Origin of the sequence: Salinicoccus sediminis (assembly GCF_000986795.1) — a bacterium.
In the GTDB taxonomy this organism is placed as follows: domain Bacteria; phylum Bacillota; class Bacilli; order Staphylococcales; family Salinicoccaceae; genus Salinicoccus; species Salinicoccus sediminis.
Window position 1 is genome coordinate 45,154 of the sequence record NZ_LAYZ01000004.1, and the last position, 23,184, is coordinate 68,337.

23 protein-coding genes are annotated in these 23,184 nt (G+C 51.4%); 6 read left to right on the forward strand and 17 right to left on the reverse strand.

Going from position 1 to position 23,184, the window contains the following annotated elements:
• Positions 1–18: 18 nt before the first annotated feature.
• From WN59_RS07200 to WN59_RS07210, 3 genes are read right to left on the reverse strand one after another with little or no spacing between them, the layout of a single operon-like run.
• Positions 19–231, reverse strand: coding sequence for a hypothetical protein (locus tag WN59_RS07200; RefSeq protein ID WP_046515022.1), 213 nt, complete (start codon positions 229–231; stop codon positions 19–21).
• 4 nt (positions 232–235) lie between these two features.
• Positions 236–1,930 (reverse strand): aminodeoxychorismate synthase component I, encoded by a 1,695-nt coding sequence (pabB, locus tag WN59_RS07205; protein WP_052747336.1) that lies wholly within the window; start codon positions 1,928–1,930, stop codon positions 236–238.
• Positions 1,899–2,516, reverse strand: coding sequence for an anthranilate synthase component II (locus WN59_RS07210; RefSeq protein ID WP_046515025.1), 618 nt, complete (start codon positions 2,514–2,516; stop codon positions 1,899–1,901). Before WN59_RS07210 ends, pabB begins: the two co-directional genes overlap by 32 nt.
• A gap of 196 nt (positions 2,517–2,712) precedes the next feature.
• Between WN59_RS07210 and WN59_RS07215 the strand changes: the two genes are divergently transcribed.
• Together WN59_RS07215 and WN59_RS07220 are read left to right on the forward strand one after the other, a co-directional pair.
• Complete coding sequence (locus tag WN59_RS07215) at positions 2,713–3,918, forward strand: MFS transporter (RefSeq protein ID WP_046515028.1); 1,206 nt, start codon at positions 2,713–2,715, stop codon at positions 3,916–3,918.
• Positions 3,919–4,020: 102 nt separating this feature from the next.
• A complete protein-coding gene (locus tag WN59_RS07220; protein ID WP_046515031.1) occupies positions 4,021–4,278 on the forward strand; it encodes a GlsB/YeaQ/YmgE family stress response membrane protein in 258 nt (85 codons plus the stop codon).
• Positions 4,279–4,329: 51 nt separating this feature from the next.
• Here WN59_RS07220 and WN59_RS07225 read toward each other — a convergent pair whose 3' ends face one another.
• On the reverse strand, positions 4,330–4,620 hold the full coding sequence (locus WN59_RS07225) for a hypothetical protein (RefSeq protein ID WP_046515035.1): 291 nt from the start codon (positions 4,618–4,620) through the stop codon (positions 4,330–4,332).
• A gap of 147 nt (positions 4,621–4,767) precedes the next feature.
• Between WN59_RS07225 and WN59_RS07230 the strand changes: the two genes are divergently transcribed.
• On the forward strand, positions 4,768–7,650 hold the full coding sequence (locus WN59_RS07230) for a DUF3427 domain-containing protein (protein WP_046515039.1): 2,883 nt from the start codon (positions 4,768–4,770) through the stop codon (positions 7,648–7,650).
• 43 nt (positions 7,651–7,693) lie between these two features.
• Here the strand turns inward: WN59_RS07230 and WN59_RS07235 are convergent, their stop codons facing one another.
• The 10 genes from WN59_RS07235 to WN59_RS07280 all read right to left on the reverse strand — a co-directional run bounded on the left by WN59_RS07235 (position 7,694) and on the right by WN59_RS07280 (position 17,463).
• Positions 7,694–9,034, reverse strand: coding sequence for a hemolysin family protein (locus WN59_RS07235; RefSeq protein ID WP_046515043.1), 1,341 nt, complete (start codon positions 9,032–9,034; stop codon positions 7,694–7,696).
• A gap of 284 nt (positions 9,035–9,318) precedes the next feature.
• Positions 9,319–10,170, reverse strand: coding sequence for a DegV family protein (locus tag WN59_RS07240; RefSeq protein ID WP_017547840.1), 852 nt, complete (start codon positions 10,168–10,170; stop codon positions 9,319–9,321).
• Between the two features lie 63 nt (positions 10,171–10,233).
• Positions 10,234–11,850 (reverse strand): ATP-binding cassette domain-containing protein, encoded by a 1,617-nt coding sequence (locus WN59_RS07245; RefSeq protein WP_046515049.1) that lies wholly within the window; start codon positions 11,848–11,850, stop codon positions 10,234–10,236.
• Positions 11,850–13,421: an ATP-binding cassette domain-containing protein gene (locus WN59_RS07250; protein WP_046515052.1), complete on the reverse strand. Its 1,572-nt coding sequence runs from the start codon at positions 13,419–13,421 to the stop codon at positions 11,850–11,852. The genes WN59_RS07245 and WN59_RS07250 overlap by 1 nt, the downstream gene beginning before the upstream one ends.
• Positions 13,422–13,465: 44 nt before the next feature.
• Entirely contained in the window at positions 13,466–14,488 is a 1,023-nt protein-coding gene (moaA, locus tag WN59_RS07255; RefSeq protein WP_046515055.1) for a GTP 3',8-cyclase MoaA, read from the reverse strand.
• A gap of 12 nt (positions 14,489–14,500) precedes the next feature.
• A complete protein-coding gene (gene mobA / locus WN59_RS07260) occupies positions 14,501–15,073 on the reverse strand; it encodes a molybdenum cofactor guanylyltransferase (RefSeq protein ID WP_231577168.1) in 573 nt (190 codons plus the stop codon).
• Positions 15,073–15,306 (reverse strand): molybdopterin converting factor subunit 1, encoded by a 234-nt coding sequence (gene moaD / locus WN59_RS07265; protein WP_017547835.1) that lies wholly within the window; start codon positions 15,304–15,306, stop codon positions 15,073–15,075. Before moaD ends, mobA begins: the two co-directional genes overlap by 1 nt.
• Positions 15,306–15,752 (reverse strand): molybdenum cofactor biosynthesis protein MoaE, encoded by a 447-nt coding sequence (locus WN59_RS07270; RefSeq protein ID WP_046515063.1) that lies wholly within the window; start codon positions 15,750–15,752, stop codon positions 15,306–15,308. Before WN59_RS07270 ends, moaD begins: the two co-directional genes overlap by 1 nt.
• The gene (mobB, locus tag WN59_RS07275) at positions 15,749–16,210 is read right to left on the reverse strand and encodes a molybdopterin-guanine dinucleotide biosynthesis protein B (protein ID WP_046515066.1); all 462 of its coding nucleotides are present in this window, start codon (positions 16,208–16,210) and stop codon (positions 15,749–15,751) included. Before mobB ends, WN59_RS07270 begins: the two co-directional genes overlap by 4 nt.
• Positions 16,207–17,463, reverse strand: coding sequence for a molybdopterin molybdotransferase MoeA (locus tag WN59_RS07280; protein ID WP_046515070.1), 1,257 nt, complete (start codon positions 17,461–17,463; stop codon positions 16,207–16,209). The genes mobB and WN59_RS07280 overlap by 4 nt, the downstream gene beginning before the upstream one ends.
• A 62-nt stretch (positions 17,464–17,525) precedes the next feature.
• Here WN59_RS07280 and moaC point away from each other — a divergent pair, with 62 nt between their 5' ends.
• Entirely contained in the window at positions 17,526–18,005 is a 480-nt protein-coding gene (gene moaC / locus WN59_RS07285) for a cyclic pyranopterin monophosphate synthase MoaC (RefSeq protein WP_046515073.1), read from the forward strand.
• Position 18,006: 1 nt separating this feature from the next.
• Here moaC and WN59_RS07290 read toward each other — a convergent pair whose 3' ends face one another.
• The gene (locus WN59_RS07290) at positions 18,007–18,507 is read right to left on the reverse strand and encodes a MogA/MoaB family molybdenum cofactor biosynthesis protein (RefSeq protein WP_156172412.1); all 501 of its coding nucleotides are present in this window, start codon (positions 18,505–18,507) and stop codon (positions 18,007–18,009) included.
• Positions 18,508–18,528: 21 nt separating this feature from the next.
• Complete coding sequence (locus WN59_RS07295) at positions 18,529–19,530, reverse strand: ThiF family adenylyltransferase (RefSeq protein WP_052747343.1); 1,002 nt, start codon at positions 19,528–19,530, stop codon at positions 18,529–18,531.
• 234 nt (positions 19,531–19,764) lie between these two features.
• Here WN59_RS07295 and WN59_RS07300 point away from each other — a divergent pair, with 234 nt between their 5' ends.
• The gene (locus tag WN59_RS07300) at positions 19,765–20,466 is read left to right on the forward strand and encodes a response regulator transcription factor (protein WP_046515083.1); all 702 of its coding nucleotides are present in this window, start codon (positions 19,765–19,767) and stop codon (positions 20,464–20,466) included.
• Complete coding sequence (pnpS, locus tag WN59_RS07305; protein ID WP_046515087.1) at positions 20,463–22,247, forward strand: two-component system histidine kinase PnpS; 1,785 nt, start codon at positions 20,463–20,465, stop codon at positions 22,245–22,247. The genes WN59_RS07300 and pnpS overlap by 4 nt, the downstream gene beginning before the upstream one ends.
• Positions 22,248–22,379: 132 nt before the next feature.
• Here pnpS and WN59_RS07310 read toward each other — a convergent pair whose 3' ends face one another.
• Positions 22,380–23,066 (reverse strand): DUF542 domain-containing protein, encoded by a 687-nt coding sequence (locus WN59_RS07310; RefSeq protein WP_046515382.1) that lies wholly within the window; start codon positions 23,064–23,066, stop codon positions 22,380–22,382.
• Between the last annotated feature and the right edge of the window lie 118 nt (positions 23,067–23,184).

The window sequence follows — 23,184 nt, forward strand, 5'->3', positions numbered from 1 at the left end:
TCTTCCTCCTATTTACAGCTAGTTATCCCTGTAGAATATCGCGAGTTCCCCTGCAACGAACTCCGCCATGCCGCTGATTATGAACTGCATGACGACAATAGCGGCGATGACACCGACAAATGCGAACAATACGCCCACAATCTTGACGTCGTTCTCAATGAGATATGTCACCACAAAATGCGTGAACAGCACGATGGCGATGACGAGCAATATTAATAGTATAGTTATCATGGTTTCACCCCGAAACATCCAAACTGATTTTAACCCATTCCCTCAGACTGTTGATCATATATATCTGTACAGCCCCGGCTGTATATTTGGCGACAAGTTCTTCCTTTGTATAGCTGCGTTCCGAAATCACCCCTCGGTCCATCAAAGAGCGGCGCATCACACCGCCGAGCAGTCCCTCGGACAGCGGCGGCGTATGGAAACTCCCCGCTTCCTCCACGACCAGGCTGCCGATATTGAATTCTGTGATACGGTGATTTTCATTATAATACAAAACGATGGGGAATTCATCGTCCGCACTGTGATAGTGATGACGCACCGTCGTCTTATGGCGGAGGAATTCAGCAGGTGCAATGATTGGCGCGTCCGCAATTTTCGCTTGCACCGCCTCCATTTCTTCAAGCGGCGCATGGCTGAGCGACACCCTGCCGGTACTGTCCGCCTCGGCACGCAGTTTGAAATCCCCCGCTGCCAGTCCATTCTCTTCCAAATGGGAGAAGGCTGCTTTTTTGAGATCGGGCACCTGCCACGACAGCGCAGCGGCGGAATCCCTGATGCGCGATTCATGGAGGTCAAAGCGCCTTACTATGCCATCACGGAGGCGCATGGTTTCAATCAGACGGTAGATGCCGCCTGCGAGAAACCTTGTTTTCGCGACCATCTCCCCGTACTCCGCCGCGGGATTGGAATCATATGTAATGCCCCCGCCGGCGCCGTATGTGAAGTGGCCGTCTTCTATATAGAGCGTCCGGATCGGCACGTTGAACACCGATGCGCCTCCCGGGAACATGATTCCGAGCGTGCCGCAGTAGAATCCCCTCGGTGTGCTTTCCAGCTCTTCGATGATGTCCATTGTGATCGCCTTGGGCGCACCGGTAATGGAGCCGCACGGGAACAAAGCTTTCATAATTTCAGGCAGCCCCGCTTCATCCATAAGTTTCGCTTCAACCGTTGAAGTCATCTGATAGACCGTGTCATACTTTTCGATCGTGAACAGATGCGGCACCGACACCGTCCCCCTTTTGGCGACTTTGGACAGATCATTCCTCAGAAGATCCACGATCATCACATTCTCCGCCCGGTCCTTTCCGGACGTCTTCAGAAACCGGAAACTTTCCTCATCAGTCACCGGGTCGCTGTGCCGCTTCGAAGTCCCCTTCATCGGACGTGTCCTTATGCAACGGTCTTCGTCCACTTCAAAGAACAGTTCCGGGGAACAGCTGACGATCGCCTTCCCCTCCCACGCGATGAACATTGCATAGTCTCCGTTGTCACCTGCGGTGAGCTGCTGGAACAATCCGTGCGGATCGCCTTCAAAATCACCGCCGAGACGGGTCGTATAGTTCACCTGATATGTATGGCCGTCCCTTATATATTGCCGGATCTTCTCCACGCTCTCCATGAAAGAATCCCGGCTCTCAAGGAAGCCGGCCTCCCCCATCCGGTAGAAGCCCGTGCCCGCATACCGTTCAAGAAACCCGGCCCTGTCCGCCGGTTTGTCAAAGACCCCGATGATGAAGTCACCGGATTCTGCTTCATAGGACAGTGCGGGAACCACATATCTGCCTTCCGCCGAATATTCCGCAGCCCGGCGCAGCGCCGCTTCGTATGTATACCGCTCAGGCGTCATCACTTCCAACGGACTGTGGAAATAAAGATCCTCGACCATATCATTTCTTTTGAATTTCGTGTGTACGTACATGGTGTCCACCTTCCATTACCGTCCTGATGAATGACTCCAGCTGCTTTTTGCCATGCTCGGACAGGATCGCTTCCGGATGATACTGGAGTCCGGCAATATCATGTTCCTTATGGCGGATGGCCATCACCACACCGTCCCCGGTCCAGGCGGAAACTTCAAAGCCCGGCGGGACTTCGCCCTCCGCCACCAGTGAATGATAGCGCGCCACATTGAACGGTGAGGGAATATCCCCGAACATCCATCCGCCGTCATGAATGGCGGCCGATACATGTCCGTGGATGGGACGCGCGCCGCGTCCGACAGTCCCGCCCGCCATGTGCCAGAGCATCTGATGGCCGAGGCATATTCCCAAAATCGGCACAGTGCCCCATGCATCATTTATGAAATCAATCACTTCCGGCCTGTCCGACGGATGGGAGGGGCCCGGCGAAATGACAATCCCTGAAATATCCAGTTCCTCCATCATGCCGCCGTAGAGCGCCTCCGGTTTTGTGACAATCACTTCAATATCACTGGCGCTGTCCTCCATATAGTGGACCAGATTATATGTAAACGAGTCATGGTTGTCTATCATGAGAATATTCATTGTTTCACGATTTCCCTCTGCATTTTATTTTCTACATTTTACCACAGAATCGCATCTTGCAAAAACATGCTCCTCTCAGTCCTATGATGGATGAAAAAATATTTACTGTATTGTACAATAGATGACAGTACCTTTTCGGAAATCGAAATAAAATATTCCGGAATATATAAAATCTTAAGAAGAAGGTTGAAATTTAATGTCAGAAACAAAACAGAAAATATGGACAAAGGACTTCACCCTCATCGTCATCGCCAATTTCTTCATCTTTGCCGCGTTTCAGATGACGCTTCCGACCCTGCCTTTGTTCGTCCAGGAAATCGGTGCAAGCGACCGCTGGATCGGCATCGTCGTCGGCATATTCACATTCTCTGCGCTCCTCATCCGTCCGACGGCGGGCAAGATGCTCGATACGAAAGGACGGGCGCCCGTCTTCCTGACCGGCCTCGTCATCTTCGTCATCTCCATGTTCTCGCTGGCGGCCAGTTACACGATTGCCATCCTGCTGCTGGTCCGTATCATGCAGGGCGCCGGCTGGGGGCTTTCCAGCACATCCTCCGGTACGATCGCAACGGACCTGGTGCCGAAAGAACGTCGCGGAGAGGGGCTGGGATACTACGGTTTGAGCGGTAATATCGCGCTCGCCTTCGGTCCGGCCCTCGGACTCTTTTTGACAGATCATATATCATTCACGATGCTTTTTTCAATCTGCGGCATACTCGGTTTCACCGCACTCATGCTCGCACTTAACATCAGATACAAAAAAGGGGAGAAACCGGAACAGGATCCGAAGACCAAAGACACATATGTCCCGCGTTTCGACATTGTTGAAAAACGGGCACTGCCGGCGGCATCCCTCCTGTTCTTCATCACCGTCACATTCGGAGGCATCGCCACATTCCTCCCCGTGTACACGTTCCAAAAAGGGTTCGATTCACAGTACATCCAGTTCTACTTCGTGATCTATGCAGCATTCCTCATGCTCTCAAGACTCTTTGCCGGCAGGCTCTATGACAGGCGCGGCATCGCCGTCGTCTTCGTGCCGGGGTCACTGTCCATCATCGTCGCCATGATCATGCTCGGCTTCCTGCCGAACCCTGCATACCTGTTCATTGCAGCCGCACTCTACGGATTCGGCTTCGGGTGCGTGCAGCCCGCGCTGCAGGCGTGGGCCGTCAACCGTTCAGAAAACAACAGGCGCGGCATGGCAAACGCCACATACTTCTCCGCCTTCGACCTCGGCGTCGGTTTCGGCGCCATGACATATGGATTCGTTGCAGAAGCATTCGGCTACAGCACCATCTATTTCACCAGCGCGTTCAGCGTCACACTGTCGCTCATCCTGTTCCTCATCATGATGAACAGGTTCAACAAAGAGCAAAATTCCAATGCACCCGGCATATAAATTTCCCCTTTTTTAGTTTAACCCTCTGCATAAGGGGGAACTTATTTACTAGAACAGAAGTTCATAAGTATTCATTCTTTATTAATTAAGGAGGAATTGATAATGGGTTGGATTATAACGTTGATCGTAGGCGGTATCATCGGTTGGCTCGCAGGTCTTATTCTAGGTAAAGATGTACCGTTCGGCATCATCGGCAACATTATCGCAGGACTCGTCGGTGCAGCCATTGCAAACGCACTCGGACTCAGCTTCGGACCTACACTCGGCGGTGTAAGCATCATCGGCGGATTGATCGGTGCAATCATCCTGATTCTGATTGTGTCGTTCATCATGAAAGCGATGGGCGGAAGCAGAGCATAATACGAACGCAAAAACTCCCTCCGGACAAAAGTCCCGGAGGGAGTTTCTTGTTCAGAAACGTTCCTCTTTGCGGGTTTCTTCAATCAGCCAACGATCCTTTTTGGAATCTGAAAGTGCACGTTCTTCCCGCTCCTTTTTCAACTTATCCAGTTCTATCTGCATCTGTTTGTTCTCCAGGATATAGTTCTCCTGTTTCAATCGCTCCAATTCTTTTTTCTCTTCAAGCTCCCGTAGTTCAAGCTTCTTGTCCTTCTGATTAAACGTACGGCTGATTGCATACAGCGGTATGGAAAAAACCATCACGACCGGAATTGTAGCGACCAGAAATTCTAATATGCCCATATCTGCCCACCTCTTATCCTGTTAGTCACATTTTACCATACCGTCCATCCGGATGCCCCTCTTTCCATAAATATGCAGCCGGATCTTTAAAATGGTATTCCCTTTACTTATAATTGATGTAATCATCCTTTAGAAAGTGGGGTTTAGATGCAAGTGAATCCGGACAATCTTTTGAATGCGTATGAAAGAGGGTTTTTGGACAGAAACACCAACAAGGTTTCACACCACCCTCCCAAACTGATCATCAATTCCAATGAAGAAAATATCCTGTCCCCGATCCTCGATGAAATGGAAATATGCGATTCCTTCATCATCTCTGTCGCTTTCATCACTGAAGGCGGCCTTGCCACCTTGAAATCAACGTTGTACGAACTTGGAAAGAGGAATGTCAGGGGACGGATAGTGACTTCCACCTATTTGAACTTCAACAAGCCCAAAGTCTTCAGGGAACTCATGAAGCTGGAGAATGTCGATGTGAAAGTGACAGACCAGGAAGGTTTCCATGCGAAAGGCTACATATTCAATAATAGGAAATACAGTGCGATGTTCATCGGCAGCTCCAACCTGACTGATACCGCTCTCAAGAAAAACTATGAGTATAACCTGAAACTCACCAGCCTGGAAAACGGCGAAGTCATCAACCATTTCAATGAGAATTTCGAAACGCTTTGGGCAGAGGCCGCCCCTGTGGATGAAATATGGATTGAAAAGTACGAGGCCGAATATGAAGAAGAGCCAGAACGCCGGAAGATCATCCAGATCATTGAAGACCAATCCAAATATGAATATAAAGCCATCACCAAAGACAGGATCGAACCGAATCTGATGCAACAGGAAGCCCTGATACAGCTTAGGAACCTGCGGGCCGCGGATAAAAACAAAGGGCTGGTCATATCAGCGACGGGGACAGGGAAGACCTACCTTTCAGCTTTTGATGTAAAACAGTACAAGCCGAAAAGGATGCTGTTCCTCGCCCATCGCGAGCAGATACTGGATAAATCCAGGAAGGATTTCTCTTCCCTGATCGATGAACCATCTTCCGCTTTCGGCGTCTATAGTGGAAACCAGAAGGATACCGATGCCAAATATCTTTTCGCAACAGTACAGACGCTTTCAAAGGAGCAGAATCTGAAACAATTCGACCCAAGTGACTTTGACTACATCATCATCGATGAAGCACATCGCTCCGGTGCTGCAACATACAAGAAGATCATCGATTACCTGCGACCTGCTTTCCTCCTGGGAATGACCGCCACTCCCGAGAGAACCGATGATATGGATATATTCTCTTTATTCGACTATAACATCGCCTATGAAATCAGGCTGCAGCGGGCGCTGGAAGAGGAGATACTCTCACCATTCCACTACTTCGGCGTCACGGACTTTGAACAGGACGGGATCGTAATCGATGAAACTTCGCCACTTTCCAAACTGGTAAATAGCGAACGCATCGATCACATCACAGAAAAAATCGAATACTACGGCCAATCCGGAGAAGAGCGCCGGGGGCTCATGTTCGTCTCCAACAGACGGGAGGCTGCTGAAATGAGCGGCATGCTGAATGCACGTGGCTACAGGACCGTCCCCCTCACCGGGAAGAATTCGCAAGAACAACGGCGGGAAGCTGTCCGAAGACTCGAGACCAACCAGCTGGACTATATCATCACCGTCGATATATTCAACGAAGGGGTCGACATCCCCTCGATCAACCAGGTTGTCATGCTGAGGCAGACACAGTCCAGCATCATATTCGTCCAACAACTTGGACGTGGACTCAGGAAGCATGAAAATAAGGATTATCTGACTGTTATAGATTTCATCGGGAACTATAAGAACAATTACATGATTCCCATTGCACTTACCGGTGATAAATCCTACGACAAAGACCGGCTTAGAAAATCGATCAATACACGCAATATGATATCCGGGGTTTCAACAATAAATTTCGAAAAGATTGCCAAAGAGAAAATTTATAAATCGATCAACACCTCCACCTTGAATTCCCAGAAGTTCATGCGCGAGATGTATGTCTATTTGAAAAATAAGCTCGGCCACCGCCCAAGCCTGGTAGACTTCAAAAGGGACAAGGATACGATGGAGCCGCTCATCATCTTCAGCAAATTCAATCACTACATCGAATTCCTTCAGAAGATAAAAGAGGTCGACGTTACAATGCCCGATAGCCATCATCGTATACTGACGTTCATTTCCCAGGAAATGTCTGCAGGCAAACGTGTCCAGGAAACACTGTTGATATTTGAAGCGATGCAAGGTCCGGTCAATGTACGGGAATTCCAACTGAAGATGGTGAAGGAAGGCTACCACATGACAGACCAGACGATGGCGTCGATCATGGGCGTGTTGACCCACCGATTCTTCAAAAAGCAGGAACAGGACAAATACCGCTATCCGCTTGTGGATGTTGATGATGGAACACTTTCACTCACCCCTGAATTTTCCGAAATGTTGGAAGACGACATCATGAAGGGTCAGGTTGAAGATGTCCTCCAGTTGGCACTGCTCGGCTCGGAGAATTATGATCAGTCAGAAGAACTCTCATTGAACAGTAAATATGGCCGGAAGGACGTTTGCCGTCTGCTGAACTGGGTCAAGGATGAAGCGTCCACCATGTACGGTTATAAATATAAGCATGGGACGTGCCCCATCTTCATCACTTACCATAAAGATGATGAAATCGAAGAGACGATAAAATATGAGGATCAATTCCTCGATCAGCATACGCTGAGATGGTTTACACGGAGCAATCGCAGGTTGGATTCTAAAGAGATCAGAAATATTTTGGATGATCACCGGGAAAATGGGCTCCCGATCTATATCTTCGTCAAAAAGGATGATGACGAAGGAAAGGATTTCTACTATCTTGGGAAAGCGGAAATCGACTATGATACGCTCAAGGAAACCACAATGAACGGCCTGGAAGACGGCAAGCCCGTCGTCACCATGAATATGATGATGGAGCATGCTCTGGATTACGAAATCTATAGATATCTCGAGGCACATACCCATTAAAAAAAAACGAGTTGCGGAAAATGATCCGCAACTCGTTTTAATCTTATTCCTCGTCATCATCCGTGTTATCCGAATCCTGACGGTTATGATCTTTCAGCAATGCGACCTGCTTGATGAGGTGGTTTTCCATATCAAGCACGATCCACTTGTCGTTTTCTGTGTTTACATAGTCATCGACTTCGATGTCTGTGTTGATGCTCTGTATCCAGCCGCCGATTGTATCGATGTCTTCGCTCTTGTCGAATGTGATGTCGAATTTCTCTTCCAGGTCATCGAGCAGCACGCGGCCGTTGATGTGGTAGATGTTATCTTCGACTTTGACCAGTTCGGGTTCTTCGTCTTCATCGAACTCATCCCGGATTTCGCCGACGATCTCCTCAAGGATGTCCTCCATCGTTATCATGCCTGCCGTGCCGCCGTATTCATCTATGATGAGTGCGATATGGACGCGCTCTCTCTGCATTTTGACGAGTGCATCGCTGATGCGTGACACTTCTGTGATGAGCGGCAGCTCGTGCATGTATTCTTCCGGTGTGACGTCTTCATCGGATACGTGGTTGGTAAGGAACTCCCTTACATTGATGAAGCCGAGGATCTGGTCTTTGTCGCCGGTTGAATCGGTGACGGGATACCTTGTGAAGTTATGCTCCTTGACGGTTTCAAGGACGTCATCGATGTTCACCGGATCTGTCAGGGTGATCATCTGTGTTCTCGGCACCATGATGTCTTTGGCCAGTCTTTCGTCGAATGAGAAGATGTTCTGCATGTATGCGAGTTCCGTCTGGTTGATTTCCCCGCTCTGATAGCTCTGGGTCATGATGATCTTGAGCTCATCTTCTGAGTGGGCCTGTTCTGTCGGCACGTCTTTGAAGCCGATGATCCTGAGCAGCAGTCTGGATGTACCGTTCATGGACCAGATGAGCGGCTTCATGATGACACCAAAGAAATACAGCGGTCCTGAAAATGCCATGGCCATCTTTTCTGCGTACTGTATGGCGACGGTCTTTGGCGCAAGTTCACCGACGACGACGTGTATGAACGTCACGATGAAAAATGCAGCCGCTACAGTGAACACTGTATTGAGTTCCTGCGGCAGGCCGAAGAACGAAAACAGGGGATGCAGAATGACTTCGAATGTCGATTCACCGATCCACCCGAGTCCAAGGGCTGTCACTGTGATCCCGAGCTGGCAGGCGGACAGGTAATAGTCCAGCTTTGCGGTCATCCCCTGCACACGCTTTGCCGGCCTGCTCCCTTCCTCCACAAGGTGGTCTATGCGTGACTTCCTTGACTTTACCAATGAAAATTCAGAGCCTACAAAGAGCATTGTAAGCAGTATGAGCAATGTAAATAATACTAAATTTATTAAAGTGGATATGTCCAATTAGTTCCCTTTATATAAAGGGATTCACCTCCGGTAATTTTGACTACAATTTTCCATAAAAGCGCTTTCTACTCTGACTTCTGTCCTGCTGTCAATATTGCGCATCAACACTTGATTCTGCATATCAGCTTTCAAATTCGCCTTCCCAATTGTAGTCACCTCCACTTTTGCCATAATAATTAAGGGTATTCTATCATAATTTCATGCACTTTTACCACCTATATACATAACATTCATAAATATTTCATGGATGAAAAAGATCCGGCCGCCACCGGATCTTTGAGTCAGTATCCTTTTATGAATCCAAACCCGACTGTACCATGTCCGGTATGCACACCAGCAACCGGGACAAGCGGTTCTACGATGAGTTCCAGGTTTTCAAGACGGGATTCGATGCGCTCTTTCCAGTCATGGATCAGCGATTCATTGCCCGCATGGACAATGGCGAGCGTACGCACTGCATCTTCTTTCACATGCTCTTCCAGACTGTTCATCACGGCGTTGATGAGTTTCTTTTTCGTACGGACCTTTTCACCGACGATGACTTTGCCGTCTTCAAACATCAGTTTCAGATGGATATTAAGGAGCGACGCCAGCATGGACTGTGAGGCGGATACACGCCCGCTCTTCCTCAGCTGGCCGAAACTCTGTGGGAGCAGATACAGTTGTGCCTGTTGCGCCATATCCTTCACTCTCTGTACCACACCAGGCAGAGATTCGCCGGAACTGCGCGCTTCGACTACGGTATCTATCATTTTTCCGAGCGGATAGCTTCCGATGCGTGAATCTATAACGTGCAATGTCTTTTGGACCTCGGCCGAAGCGCTGAGCGAACTCTGGTATGTGCCGGTAAGTTCGCTTGAAGCATGGATCGCCACGATGGAGTCGTACGCCTCATCCTTATCGAGTGATTCATATACTTCCATGAACTCACCGAACAGGGGCTGCGATGTCTTCGCCCCCTCCCCGCTGTCTTTCAGCATGTCATAGATCTCACCTGTCGTTGCATCAGCACCTTCCCTGTAGGCTTTTCCGTCAATGATCACTGACATCGGCAGCACCCTGATATCATGCCGGTCGATATATTCCTTTGACAGACCCGCGGCAGAATCTGTAACAATTGCGATTCTATTCATTAAATCACTCTTTCCGAAATCATTCTGATTTACTCCAAGTTTAGCATTTAAGGCTTCCGTTTACTATAATTTATCGGCATACCGCATGACAGCCTCATATACGGCACCCCCGCGGACCATCAGACTGCTGTAGTCCCCGGATTCGATGATGCGGCCCTCTTCCATATAATGGATCTGGTCGAATTCATCCAGTCTGCTGAGGTCATGGGTACTGACGATGACGGTATCCTGCGTCATTATACGGTCCCAGATCTTCTGTTTCAGCCTGTCGTCGAGGCGCGCGGTCGGTTCATCCATGATCCACCATTTCTGGTTTTCCACCATCATGCGGATGAAATGAAGCCGCTTCTCCTCGCCGCCCGAGAGCATGCCTGTATGGGTGATCATCGTCTCCGGTGCATAATATGCCATCTCCAGCGTTTCGAGATGATGCCGTATGGTTCCGGGGGAGGCTTCCATATGGCCGAACATCGTGATGTTGTCTTCTACAGTGGCATTGTAGAAATCGAGGTGCTGGGGCATGATCGATGCATCCCGCCGGATTGTGCCTGCCTTTTCGCCGCCCCCTTTGTAAATATGGACACTGCCGCCACCCTCTATGATGCTGTTAAGGAGCGTCGTCTTGCCCGATCCGCTGCTGCCGATGACTGCGTGTTTCCGCCCTGCGTCAAAAACGGCAGTGACATCCTTCAACACATCAGCGGCCGTGCCCCGGTATTTATAACGGAGATCTTTTATATATATCCTTCCGATGCCTTCCGATGCCTCCGTTGCAGGATCCGGGGTGGTACCTTGGGCATCCAGTTCCCCGACTGCATCTTTCACTGTACGATAGCTGCTTGCCGGCTGCATGACAGGGACCACCTGGTCGAAGTAGCTCAGTGCGAGCAGCATGACCATAGGAACGAGCATTGGTGTTTCCCGGTACATGATGAAGATGATCAGGGTCAGTACGGCAATTTGGATGATATTCGCAGCAAGGACCATCAGGCTGTCAAATAGGTCCTGACGGTCTTCACTATGCCTGATCCGGGACAGATAGCCGTCCAGCTTCGTTTTATGGCTTTTTGCCTTTTTTGTCACGAACAGGTCGGTATAGTCATGGATATAGTGATAGAGCTTCATATAGAATGTGCTGTCCGTCTCCTCCCTCTGTTTGGCTTCCTTATAGTTCAGCCTTTCAAAAAGCTTCGGAACCGCGAAAAGGAGCAGGATCGATGCTGCCGTCATCAGGAGCACGCTCTCAATATTGATATAGAAGGCGAGCATGATGAGGATGAGCGTGAGCAGCGCTGCTGTGATATACGGATAGATGATCCTGATGTAGTAGTCTTCCACGCGGTCGAAGTGCTGGTTCAGCCGCTGGATGAACCTGGCGCTGTGCGTGTCTTCATCGAGTGCAAGGGACTTCCTGAAATAGTTCAGGCGGAGCCTGCCGATCATCTGGAATGTCGCTTCGTGTGACAGAAGCCTTTCGATATACCTGAAGGCCCCTTTCATCATGCCGAACAGCTTGATGACCGCAATGATCAGTATGATGACGAAAAACGGCGGCTCGAAGAAACTCAGACTGATCATATAGCCGCTGAGGCCGAACAGCGCCACACCGACGAGTCCGCCGGCGAGACCGAGCAGGATGCTGTAGAAAATCTGTTTCCTTTCACCTGTAAGATATCCCATCAGTATCCTCCTTCCTGCGGCACGATACGCCCGCCGCTCAAGGTGTAATGCCGGTCGGCTATCTTCAGCAGCTGCCTGCGGTGGACGACGGCAATGACTGCAGCGTCCTGTTTGAGTTTTTCGAGGTGTTCCATGACGAGCTGTTCGGTTTTGGCGTCCAGGAACTCGGTGGGTTCATCCATCAGGATGATTCCCGGCCGCCGGATCAGCACCCGCGCCATTTTAAGCCGGACGATTTCACCGCCGGACAGCGGGATGCTGTGGTTCACAATCCGCGTATGGATGCCCTCATCGAGGTTATTGATGCTTTTTGCCATGCCGAGTTCATCAAGTATGGCCGAAACCTCCGCCTCTTCGTAATTACCTTCTGACACATAATCATATATGGTGGTATCCGAAAAATACACCTGGTCGGATATATAGCCGATATCATCACTCCCGACGCACACTTCACCTTCTGCCGGACGGTGCAGTCCCAGAATGGTCCTGAGCAGTGTCGTCTTGCCTATGCCCGAGGGACCCGTAATCGCCGTGAACCCGGTGGAGGGCACTCTCATGTCCGTCTGGGCAAGGAAATTGGTGTCACCGTGTCCGATGCTGATGTTCTTCAGTTCCACAGCATCATCACCCGTCCCGATCAGTCGGTAATCCGTTTCCGGGCTCTCCTTTTCGAGCCATTCCGCGATCACTTCCAGATGCCCCTGCGCGAGCTTGCCGTTGTGGAATTCTATGCCGAGCACTTTCAGCGCATTATAAAACTCCGGGGCGAGCAGCAGCGTAAAGAACGCTGCGTAGAAAGTGATGCTTTCGAAGATGATGATCTCGAGACCCACCTCAAGTGCAATCAGCCCGATGCCAAGTATCGTGATGAACTCGAGCATCAGGGTGGACTGGAAGGCATACTTCAAAATGGCCATCGTGTCTTTGACATACCGTTCATTGAACGCCTTTAGGCGGTCCGCCACGGTCTGTCCCGACTGCGTATTCCTCACCGTGTTCTTCCCGCGGATCAGGTTGAGGAATAAAGTCCCGAGCGCATCGAACTGGGTGGCACGGTCTTTTGATTCGTCCGCAGTCCTGAGCCCGACCAGCACATAGTACAGCGGCACAAAGGGTGCGGTGAAGAGCATGATGAAAGCCGCGGCCCTGTGGATGAAGAACATGGCGATGATGATGGCACAAAGCCGCACCATGGTCTGGGTGATCGTCGGGATGAACACCTTCTCGAACGGACGGTATTTTTCAAGGTGCACAAAGACGGCATTCATCATGGATTCTGAATATTTCATGGTACTGTCGTCAATTTTCCCGAGCACCTTCTGCCCGAGCCTTTCAATACGCGCATTCGCCGTCCGTCTGCTCACAATCCTGTACAGAAACGTAAGGAGGGCAGACAGCACAAAGAAGACGGCCATCCACACGACATCGGCTGTCCGGGGAGCATTGCCCCCGATCACGATATCCGACAGCACCTCTGAAATATTATGCCCGAATAATATGAACGCACTGACGGCGCCGAGGCATATCAGCACATACAGTGCCAGTTGTCTTACGGGTATATTGATTTTCATAACATTCCTTTCCAGTTACAAAAAACGTGAAGTTGCCTCCACGTTTATCCCCCGATATAACTCATATTGATTTTTTTGCGTTGTCTGCGGCGTTCTGCGGTGATCTCCGTCCGCAGATCGGAATAGCGGTCATCCCTTTTGTTCCATACACCTGTCAGCGTTTCTTTGAGCCGACGATCGGATATCCCTTCCCTGAGCAGCGTCCGTATATCGAAACCGTCAGTTGCAAACAGGCAGCCATAGAATTTGCCGTCGGATGACAGCCGTGCCCGTGTGCAGGTTGAACAGAAGCTCTCTGAAACACTTGTGATGAAGCCCAGGCGGGACTCTGCATCCCTGTGTCGGTAAACTTTCGCCACCTCGCCGAAATACGCCGGCTCAAGCGGTTCCAGGTCGAATTCGCCCTGCAGTGTTTCAAGTATCTCTTTTTTTGTCACTACTTTATCGAAGTTCCAGCCGTTGTCATTTCCGACATCCATGAATTCTATGAAACGGAGCGTTACCGGCAGCGTTTTGAAGAAGCGTGCCATCGGCAGTATTTCATGTTCGTTCAGCCCCTTTTGCACGACCATGTTGATCTTTATCTTAAAGCCGATGGATATCGCATATTCTATCTGTTCTATGATGCGTGATGTCCCGATGCCCCGGTCGTTGATCTCACCGAACAGCTGGTCATCCATTGCATCCAGGCTGATGTTCAGGCGCCTCAGCCCTGCGTCATACAGTTTCTGTCCGTGCTTTTTCAACAGCATGCCGTTGGTCGTCATGCCGATATCTTCGATTCCCGGGATGCCGGCAAGTTTTGCAATCAGTTCATGGAGGTCTTTTCTGAGAAGCGGCTCACCGCCTGTGATCCTCAGTTTTTTCACACCGAGTTCCGCATATATACGGGCGATACGTTCCAGTTCTTCGAATGACAGGAGCTCCTCTCTTTTCATGAACTCAAAATCATCACCGAAAATCTCTTTCGGCATGCAGTACCTGCACCTGAAATTGCACCGGTCAGTGACCGATATGCGCAGATCCCTGATCGGTCTGCCGAATTTATCTGTAATTGATTCGACCATAGCTTCCCCTCCCTAGAGGATGTCCATCCTCCGATTTATATTTACCAGTGCGTCCCCATGCACTCCGTGCGCTGTTGCGTCGAGTGTTGCCGTTTGCCTGTTTTCAAAAAATGCACGCATGCTCAGTCTGTCCGTTTCAAGCTGTGTTCTCAGTGCTCCGGCGAGATCCGTCCCCTGATAGATGCCGATCAGAGGATGGATCTGCCCTGCTTCCTCAGTAAGTATGAGCGTCTCCTCATAAGCCTGTGCCACCCCGTGCAGTTTCAGAAGCCATCCGGCCGGCACATAGGGCGTATCGCACGAGACTACCATGAGCCTGCAGCCGGGGCGGTGTTTTGCGGCAGCATAGATTCCGCCGAGCGGGCCTTTATCCAGGAACCCGGGCAAGTCCGTCACTGTTTCGTAGCTGAATGAGCCGGCGAGCCTCCTGTTGGTGCTCACCATGATCTCCTTGACTGTGCCCGATTCCTTCATCGCCTCCGCAATATGTTCATACATCGGTTTCCCCCGAAGTTCATAAAGTGCCTTATCTTCACCGAATCTGGTGGAGTTCCCTCCCGCCAGGATCACTCCGACGGTTTTCATCATCCGCCGCTCACAGGCGGGATCAGTGCCACTTCGTCAGCCGGTGAAATAATATGGGCATCTTTGACAAATGATTCATTGCAGGCAATCTGGAACACATCTCCTGTTATCTGCGGAAATTCTTCATACATGAGTTTTCTCAGGTTCCCTGCCGTAATCGTTTCCTCAACAGGCAATGTGATGCGGCTGTTTCCGATCTTTTCCTTCAGGCCGGCAAAAAGCAGTACATTCATCACTTATCCTCCTCCAGACTGGAATGATACCGGCGCGAATCCCCGATCCATTCTTCGCCGTCTTCCCATATTTCCTTTTTCCATATCGGTACAGTTTCCTTGATGCGCTCGATGGCATATTCATTGGCACGGTAGCTGTCCGCGCGGTGCGGAGCGCTCGTGACGATCACCACCGCGATGTCGGATATTTCAAGCTTGCCTGTGCGGTGGGCGATCGTCGTGATCACCCCCGGCCATCTTTCACCGATCTCCTCACCGATCTCTGCAAGTTTCTTCTCCGCCATCGGCTTGTAGGCTTCATAATCCAGATGGACGGTGCGCGTACCTTTGGTCCACTCCCGGACATGGCCTGTGAACATGCAGACCGCCCCCTGGCTCGCGTTGATTGTATATGAATGATATTTACTGATATCCAGCGGCTCTTCTGTAATTTCATATTGTTTCATATGTCAGAACTCCATTCCTTGAACCAATCCATTATTCTCTCTACATCATACCTTATATCAAAGGTCTTTAACACATTCTGAAGGCCGATATTATCAACATTTGTATGACCGTGCCGAAATGAATGGCTCAGAAAGATCTTGGGACAGCCAAGCGTTTTGTAGCCTTCGATCAGTACGCAGTCGACCCCTTGATTCTCAAGGTGTGCAAGCTGCTGCTTCAGATCGGGTGCCTCCCTTTTCACATGCATCGACATCCCGGGGGTGTTCAGTATGCTGTAGTCGGCGCCCGAGCGGGTGAAAGATTCACTGTCGGTCCTGCCTTCCATAACCACATCGTCATCATGGTGGTGTTTGATGACCGCGACTGTACGCCCCTCTGCTTTGAGGCTTTCAACCATGCGGTTGACCACGGCCGTCTTCCCGGAATCTTTGTATCCTGTAATCTGCAGTATTTTCATATGTCAAAACGGTCCGTTCCGGTCGTCATATCGGTCATCATCACCCTGACGGCATTCCCTTTTTCAAAACCTCGTGTACCGCCCGGCAGCACGATGACACCGTTGCTTTTGGCAATCGAGGTCACGGCATTGGATTTATTGAACCCGGATGGACGCGCCATGATCCGGCCGTCCCGGTATTCGAGCTCCGCCCGGATAAAGCGGGTGAACGGGTTCGCTTTTCTGAAGTCCTCATCAAGGATGCCTTCCACCACCGGCGCATAGATCTTATCGTGCCCCATCATCTTAAGGAGCGCCGGACGCACGAACAACTCAAATCCCGAATAGCAGGCCGAAGGGTTGCCGCTCAGGCCGAACAGCGGCTTATCCCCGAGGACACTTACCGTCGTCACGCTCCCGGGACGCATGCCGACCTTGTTGAACAGCTCGATAGCCCCGAGATTTTTGTACAAGCCGGGCAGATGATCGTAATCCCCGACGGACACGCCGCCGGTCGTAATGACCGCATCGACTTCCGAAAGCATCTCCCGGACGCGCGCCGTCAGCGTATCCAGATCATCCGCCTCAAGTTTATACAGCCTGCCGTCGATATTCATGCGCTTCAGCTGGCTCTGGATCATCGGCCCGTTCGAATTGCGGATCTTCCCGCGCTCAGGCGGTGCATCGACATCAAGCAGTTCACTGCCCGTCGACATGATGCCGACCACCGGCCGGCGGTATACTTCCACACTGCTGTAGCCGAAAGTGGCGAGTGTGGCGACGGTCCCCGGATTGACGAATGTCCCCTCCGGCACGATTACATCGCCGGTTTTGCACTCCTCACCCTGCAGCGCGATGTTTTCATCCGGACGGAACGCTTTCCTGACAGTAAAACCATCCGCTGTCTCTTTCGCCTGTTCGAACATGACGACCGCATCCGCACTTTTCGGCACTTCCGCACCGGTCATGATCCTGAACGCCTCATTCGGTGCGAGTACGTAGTCGCTGCTCGCGCCGGCCGGGATTTCCTCCACCACTTTGAAGGCGATCCGGCGCTCGCCCGATGCCCCTGTACTGTCTTCCGAACGGATGGCGAACCCGTCCATCGCAGACTTGGTAAACAGCGGCACATCGTCTGTCGCTGTAAGGTCAGCCGCCAGTATGCGCCCGTAGCTCTCAGTATAGGGGACCTTCTCATGCGGCAGCCGCCCGACATTGTCAATTACACGGCCCAGGGCTTCCCGGACGCTGATTGGTATACGGTTGATCGTCATTCTATTCCTACTTTCATCACAGTTATTTTGTTATACTCATTATAATGGAAAGGGTGTTTTAAATGTCAGAATTCAGTCATTTCAATCAGGAAGGCAGGGCCCGCATGGTCGATGTCTCGGATAAGGATATAACCGTGCGGACCGCCGTCGCTAAAAGCATACTCGAAGTCACTCCGGAAATTTACCAGGGGATTACAGAAGGCACTGTCAAAAAGGGGGATGTACTTGCGGTCGCACAGGTGTCTGCGGTCATGGCTGCGAAAAACACTGCCCAGATCATCCCGATGTGCCATCCGCTGCCCCTGTCGGGCATCGATGTTTCATTCACATGGGAGACCGGCGGTTCATATCTGCTGCACATTACGGCAACCGTGAAGACCACAGGCCGAACCGGCGTCGAAATGGAAGCACTGACAGCTGCTTCGGCTGCCGCACTCACCATCTACGATATGTGCAAGGCCCTGGATAAGGGCATGATCATCAGGGACACACAACTGATGGAGAAAACCGGCGGGAAGTCGGGGGATTACCGACGGAACTGAATCATTTATGCAGCTCATGCACACAATGGTTCAGCTCGGGGGCGACGAGACGCTCCATGGCGAGCTTCACCGCCCCGGTCGAACCGGGCAGTGTGAAAACCACAGTGCTTCCGATGGCGCCGGCCACCGCCCTTGATAATATACTCCTTGAACCGATGTCTTCAGTGAAACTGAGCATGCGGAATATTTCACCAAATCCTTCAATCTCCTTGTCGAATAGAGGCCGCACCGCCTCTATCGTCACATCACGGGCCGCAATGCCGGTGCCTCCCGTCGTAATGATGGCGTCGATGCCCCCGGCGGCAAGACCCTCCACCGTACGGCTGATTTCCTCCATATCATCCGTAACGACGATATAATCCTCCGCAGCCACTTCCACGTTCATTTCCCGCAAATATTCAAGCACTTTCCTGCCGCCTTTGTCCGTCTCCTTCGTCCGCGTATCGCTGATGGTGATGACGGCCGCCTTGATGGTGCCCTCCACCCTGTCTATGATGCTCATAATCATTCCCCCCTTGTATGTCTAGCCAAACAGCTGGTCGACCAGCGTCCGCGCCCGGTCGATACCGTCGGTATCATGGATCAGTATCCGTCCGTTGTTGAAGCAGACCAGCCGTGCATCATCATAGTAGAACTCACTGAAATACGGCGTCCGGTTGACTTTAATGCCCATTTTATCCACCGCTTCATCCACTGACGCTTTGGTGATGCGCGCATCCATCACCTGGACCGTATCACGGCCGCACAGTTTCATCGTCTGGCCGGACGGTTCGCTGAGCGCAGGATACGAAGGATGCCCGCCGCATGTCGGGCACGCTTCCTCTTTCATCCGGTCGATGCAAAACCGGCTGTGTTCACTTTCCCATATGTCCCCTATCCGCATGTAATGCGGCGCATGGTACTGCCCGGTCAGTATTTTGAGCGCCGTCGTCACCTGTTCCGATACCGCCATCTGGACCGCCGGAGCAATGATGCCCGCTGTATCGCATGTCAGGGTAGAAGACGGCAGGACCGGCACCAGGCAGCGGTAGCAGGGCGTTACTCCCGGCACGAAGCCGCAGCTGCTGTATGAGGCCTCGACACACGCCGCATACACCCACGGGAGGCCGAGTTTCCAGGCCACATCATTGATGAGGAGACGGGTATCGAAGTTATCCGTTCCGTCCAGGATGATGTCCGCCCCTGCTGCAAGGGATTCGAGAAGCGGGCCGTCACAATGGCCGATATGGACATCGAGCTCGAGGTCCGGCCGGACCTCGAGGAGCCGCTCCTTCGCCCCCACCGCTTTCGGCGTCTTTTCCCGGGCGTGGCGGCGGGAGAACAGCGTCTGCCGCTGCAGGTTCGATGCCTCGACATAGTCCCTGTCTACGAGGATGATCTTCTTCACCCCGGCACGCACCAGCATTTCCGACGATACCGAACCAAGCGCCCCGGCACCGATGATCAGCACCGTCGCCTCCATAACCCGCTTCTGCCCTTCACTGCCTATATTTCTGTATAGAATCTGCCTTGAATACTGTTTCACTTCATCACACTCATTTTGTGTAAATTTATTGATGCTTTCAATCTTCATTATAGACCATTATAAATGGAATCAAAAAGTTTAATATCCGTCACCTGCCGAGGCTCCTGCCCGCACGCTTTTAAGAGTATGTTACAGTACTGTAAAGATTTCGTATACTTCCGTTAAGCTATGATAAACTGAAACAGGTGAAGTACATAATAAAATGATTCCCTCAAAATGAAAGGAGCCACTGGCATGCGAAAGATACTGGTAGTTGATGATGAGCCATCAATCGTAACGCTTTTGAAGTTCAATTTGGAGCAGTCCGGCTATTCGGTGCTGACTGCAGAGGACGGCGACACAGGCCTTGATCTTGCACTTGATGAAAAGCCGGATCTCATCGTTCTCGATCTGATGCTTCCCGGTATGGACGGCATGGACGTCTGCAAAACCCTGAGACAGGAGAAGATGAACACCCCCATCCTCATGCTGACGGCAAAAGATGAGGAGTTCGATAAGATCCTCGGCCTCGAACTCGGCGCCGACGACTACATGACAAAACCCTTCAGTCCGCGCGAAGTCGTCGCCCGCGTCAAAGCGATCCTGAGAAGGAGCCAGGTGGAGGCGCTTGCCGAAAAAGCGGAGGAGGAAGTGATTACCATCGGCGACCTGGAAATACACCTGGATAAGTATGATGTCTATCATAAAGGGGAGCTGCTCGTCCTCACACCGAAGGAATTCGAACTCCTGCTCTACCTGGCGAATCACAAAGGAAGGGTCCTGAGCCGCGACCAGCTTCTTAACGGTGTCTGGGACTTCCATTATGACGGGGATACGCGCATCGTGGATGTGCATATCAGCCACCTCAGGGAAAAGATCGAAGAGGACTCGAAACGCCCCGAATACATCCGCACAATACGGGGCTTCGGCTATAAACTCGAAGGACCGGCGGAATGAAAAGCCTCTGGCTGAAAATCTCCCTGGCGTTCTTCGGGCTCATACTCGCCCTCACCCTGGTGCTCTGGTTCCTTCTGGCATCAATCATGCAGAATGCCTATACGGAAACCACGAGGGAACATCTGATTGAAAACGCGGAGATGGTGTCACAGATCATCATCGCTACAGAGGCAATCGAAGACGGGGAGCGGCTGCAGGAGTGGGTGAGCAATTTTGACGCCCCTATCGAAATGCGGTTCACCGTCATTGACGACCGGGGTGAAGTGATTGCGGATTCGGAGAATGATCCCGCCACAATGGACAACCACCGGAACCGCCCGGAATTCGAAGCCGTGCTTGAATCCGGCGATGAATACGGGGAGACCATCCGCTACAGTGAAACTCAGGATTTGAGCATGATGTATATTGCGACGCCTGTAGTAAGGGATGGGGAAACAGTCGGGGCAATCCGCACTTCCCTCTCCCTGCAGATCATCGACCAGGCCATGAACAGGCTCTGGCTGTCGCTCACCCTCGTTCTCGGCATAATGCTTGTGCTGACGACCATAGCCGGCATCCTCATCGCACGGGGCATTACGAAACCGATCGGACGGGTCATGGACGTCACCAGACGTCTCAGTGAAAAAGACTACAGCAGCCGCGTGAACACGAAAGTCAGCGGTGAAATCGGAGAACTCTCGACAGCTGTGAACACGCTCGCCTCCAGTCTGCAGCGCCAGATGACGGAAATCCAGGAAAACGAACAGCAGCTCACCAGCATCATGTCCAACATGGTCAGCGGCGTCATGCTCGTCAACCAGAACGGCAGGGTCGAACTGGTCAACTCAGCGATGGAAAGATTCTTCTCACAGCATTCCGAAAATATCGTCGGACAGCGGTTTGACAAAGTCGGAGAGGGCATCGGCCTCGGCGAACTGATCCGCCGGGTGTTCGAAGACAACAGGAAAGTGCATGACGAAGTCCATTCGTACTATCCGGAGGAACGCATCATGGATGCACACCTCGCCCCGTATTACGGTCAGGGCTGGCAGAAAAAGGGCGTCATCATCGTACTGCACGATATAACGGATATACGGCGTCTTGAAAAAATGCGCAGTGATTTCGTGGCCAACGTATCGCACGAGCTCAAAACACCGGTGACAAGCGTCAAAGGATTTTCCGAAACGCTCCTTTCCGGCGAGGTCAAAGATGACGCGACAAAAAGACAGTTCCTGAAGATCATCCATGATGAAAGCCAGCGGCTCGACCGCCTTATCAGAGACCTTCTCAACCTCTCCAAAATCGAGAGGAAGGAAATCCCGCTCAACATCGACCGGGTGGATATTGCAGAACTCATCCATGAAACAGCGGTCACCCTCGAAGGATCGGCAGAACAGAAACAGACACAGCTCGTGCTGCCCGGGGGAGACCGGCCGGTCATGCTCGAAGCGGACCGCGACCGGCTGCGACAGATCATACTGAACCTTATCGCCAACGGCATCAACTATACACCGGAAGGCGGCACTGTCCGCGTGAGTCTCCGGGAGAACCTCTACGAAGTCAGGATGATCGTCGCCGACAACGGCATCGGCATCCCCGAGGAGAGCCTCGACCGTATTTTCGAGCGCTTCTACAGAGTGGATAAAGCACGCTCCCGCCATTCAGGCGGCACCGGCCTCGGACTCGCAATCGTAAAGCACCTCATCGAATCACACAGGGGGCGCATCGAAATCGAGAGCACCGAAGGGGAAGGTACAACCATCACCGTCATCCTGCCGAAAACGCAGGATCAGGAAAAATAGATTCACAACACGGCATCCTGCGGGAGGCCGTGTTTATTTACGCCCATCTTTTTGGGTGAACGGGGCCGGGCATACCATTAGGTGGTGAAGTCATGAAAAAGACCCGGGCCTCCCCGGGTCCGGCCTTATCCGTCATCCCTGAACTTTTGATTTCACCCTCTGGAACAGTATATTGTTCTCGAGATGTATGTGATCGAGCGTGTCCCTCTCGAGCCTCTCCAGCCTGTCATAGACCAGTCGCAGAACCCCGTTCGCTCCGGCGTAGGGAGTGAAGTCATTCGTGATTTCACGCAGCCTGTGGAAGAAGTCGGTGATGTCCCTGTGATCATTCCTGATTTTCTCCACGCGTGGTTTGAGCGCCTCACGCTTACTATCCGACGGATCGTCGATATAGGATTCGAGCAGCGGGAATACATTGACGTCCTCCTCCTCACTGTGTTCCGCCATCGATTTTCTCAGGCTTTTGAATATTTCCCCCACTTCTGAAAGTGCTTCGTTCTCATCCGCCACCTTTTCCACATAGGGGGCAAGCACAGGCAGTTCGTCCTTCAGGTCTTCGTGGTACCGCCTCTGTATATATTTGATGATGCTCAGCTCATCCATATATTTTATGTCGATGCCGTCCGCGTTCTCTGTATCCAGTGCGTTTATCTCGTATAGGATGTTCTCCAGCGGGACACCCTGTTCGAAAGCGGCATCGGAAAGCTTCCGGTCTCCGCCGTTGACAAAATCTATATGCATTTCCCTCAGTATATTCCCTGCCCTCGGGACTTCGGTTACGGTTTCACCCAGCGTCATATTTCCAGTTATCGTTTTCACCATGCATTCCTCCTCATTTATTATTCCTAATACCTTAATCACAGGAAATTTAAACAGGGAATGATAGTGAGGCACACAGTTTAATGCAACATTTGCATGGGTATATTATAATCATGAT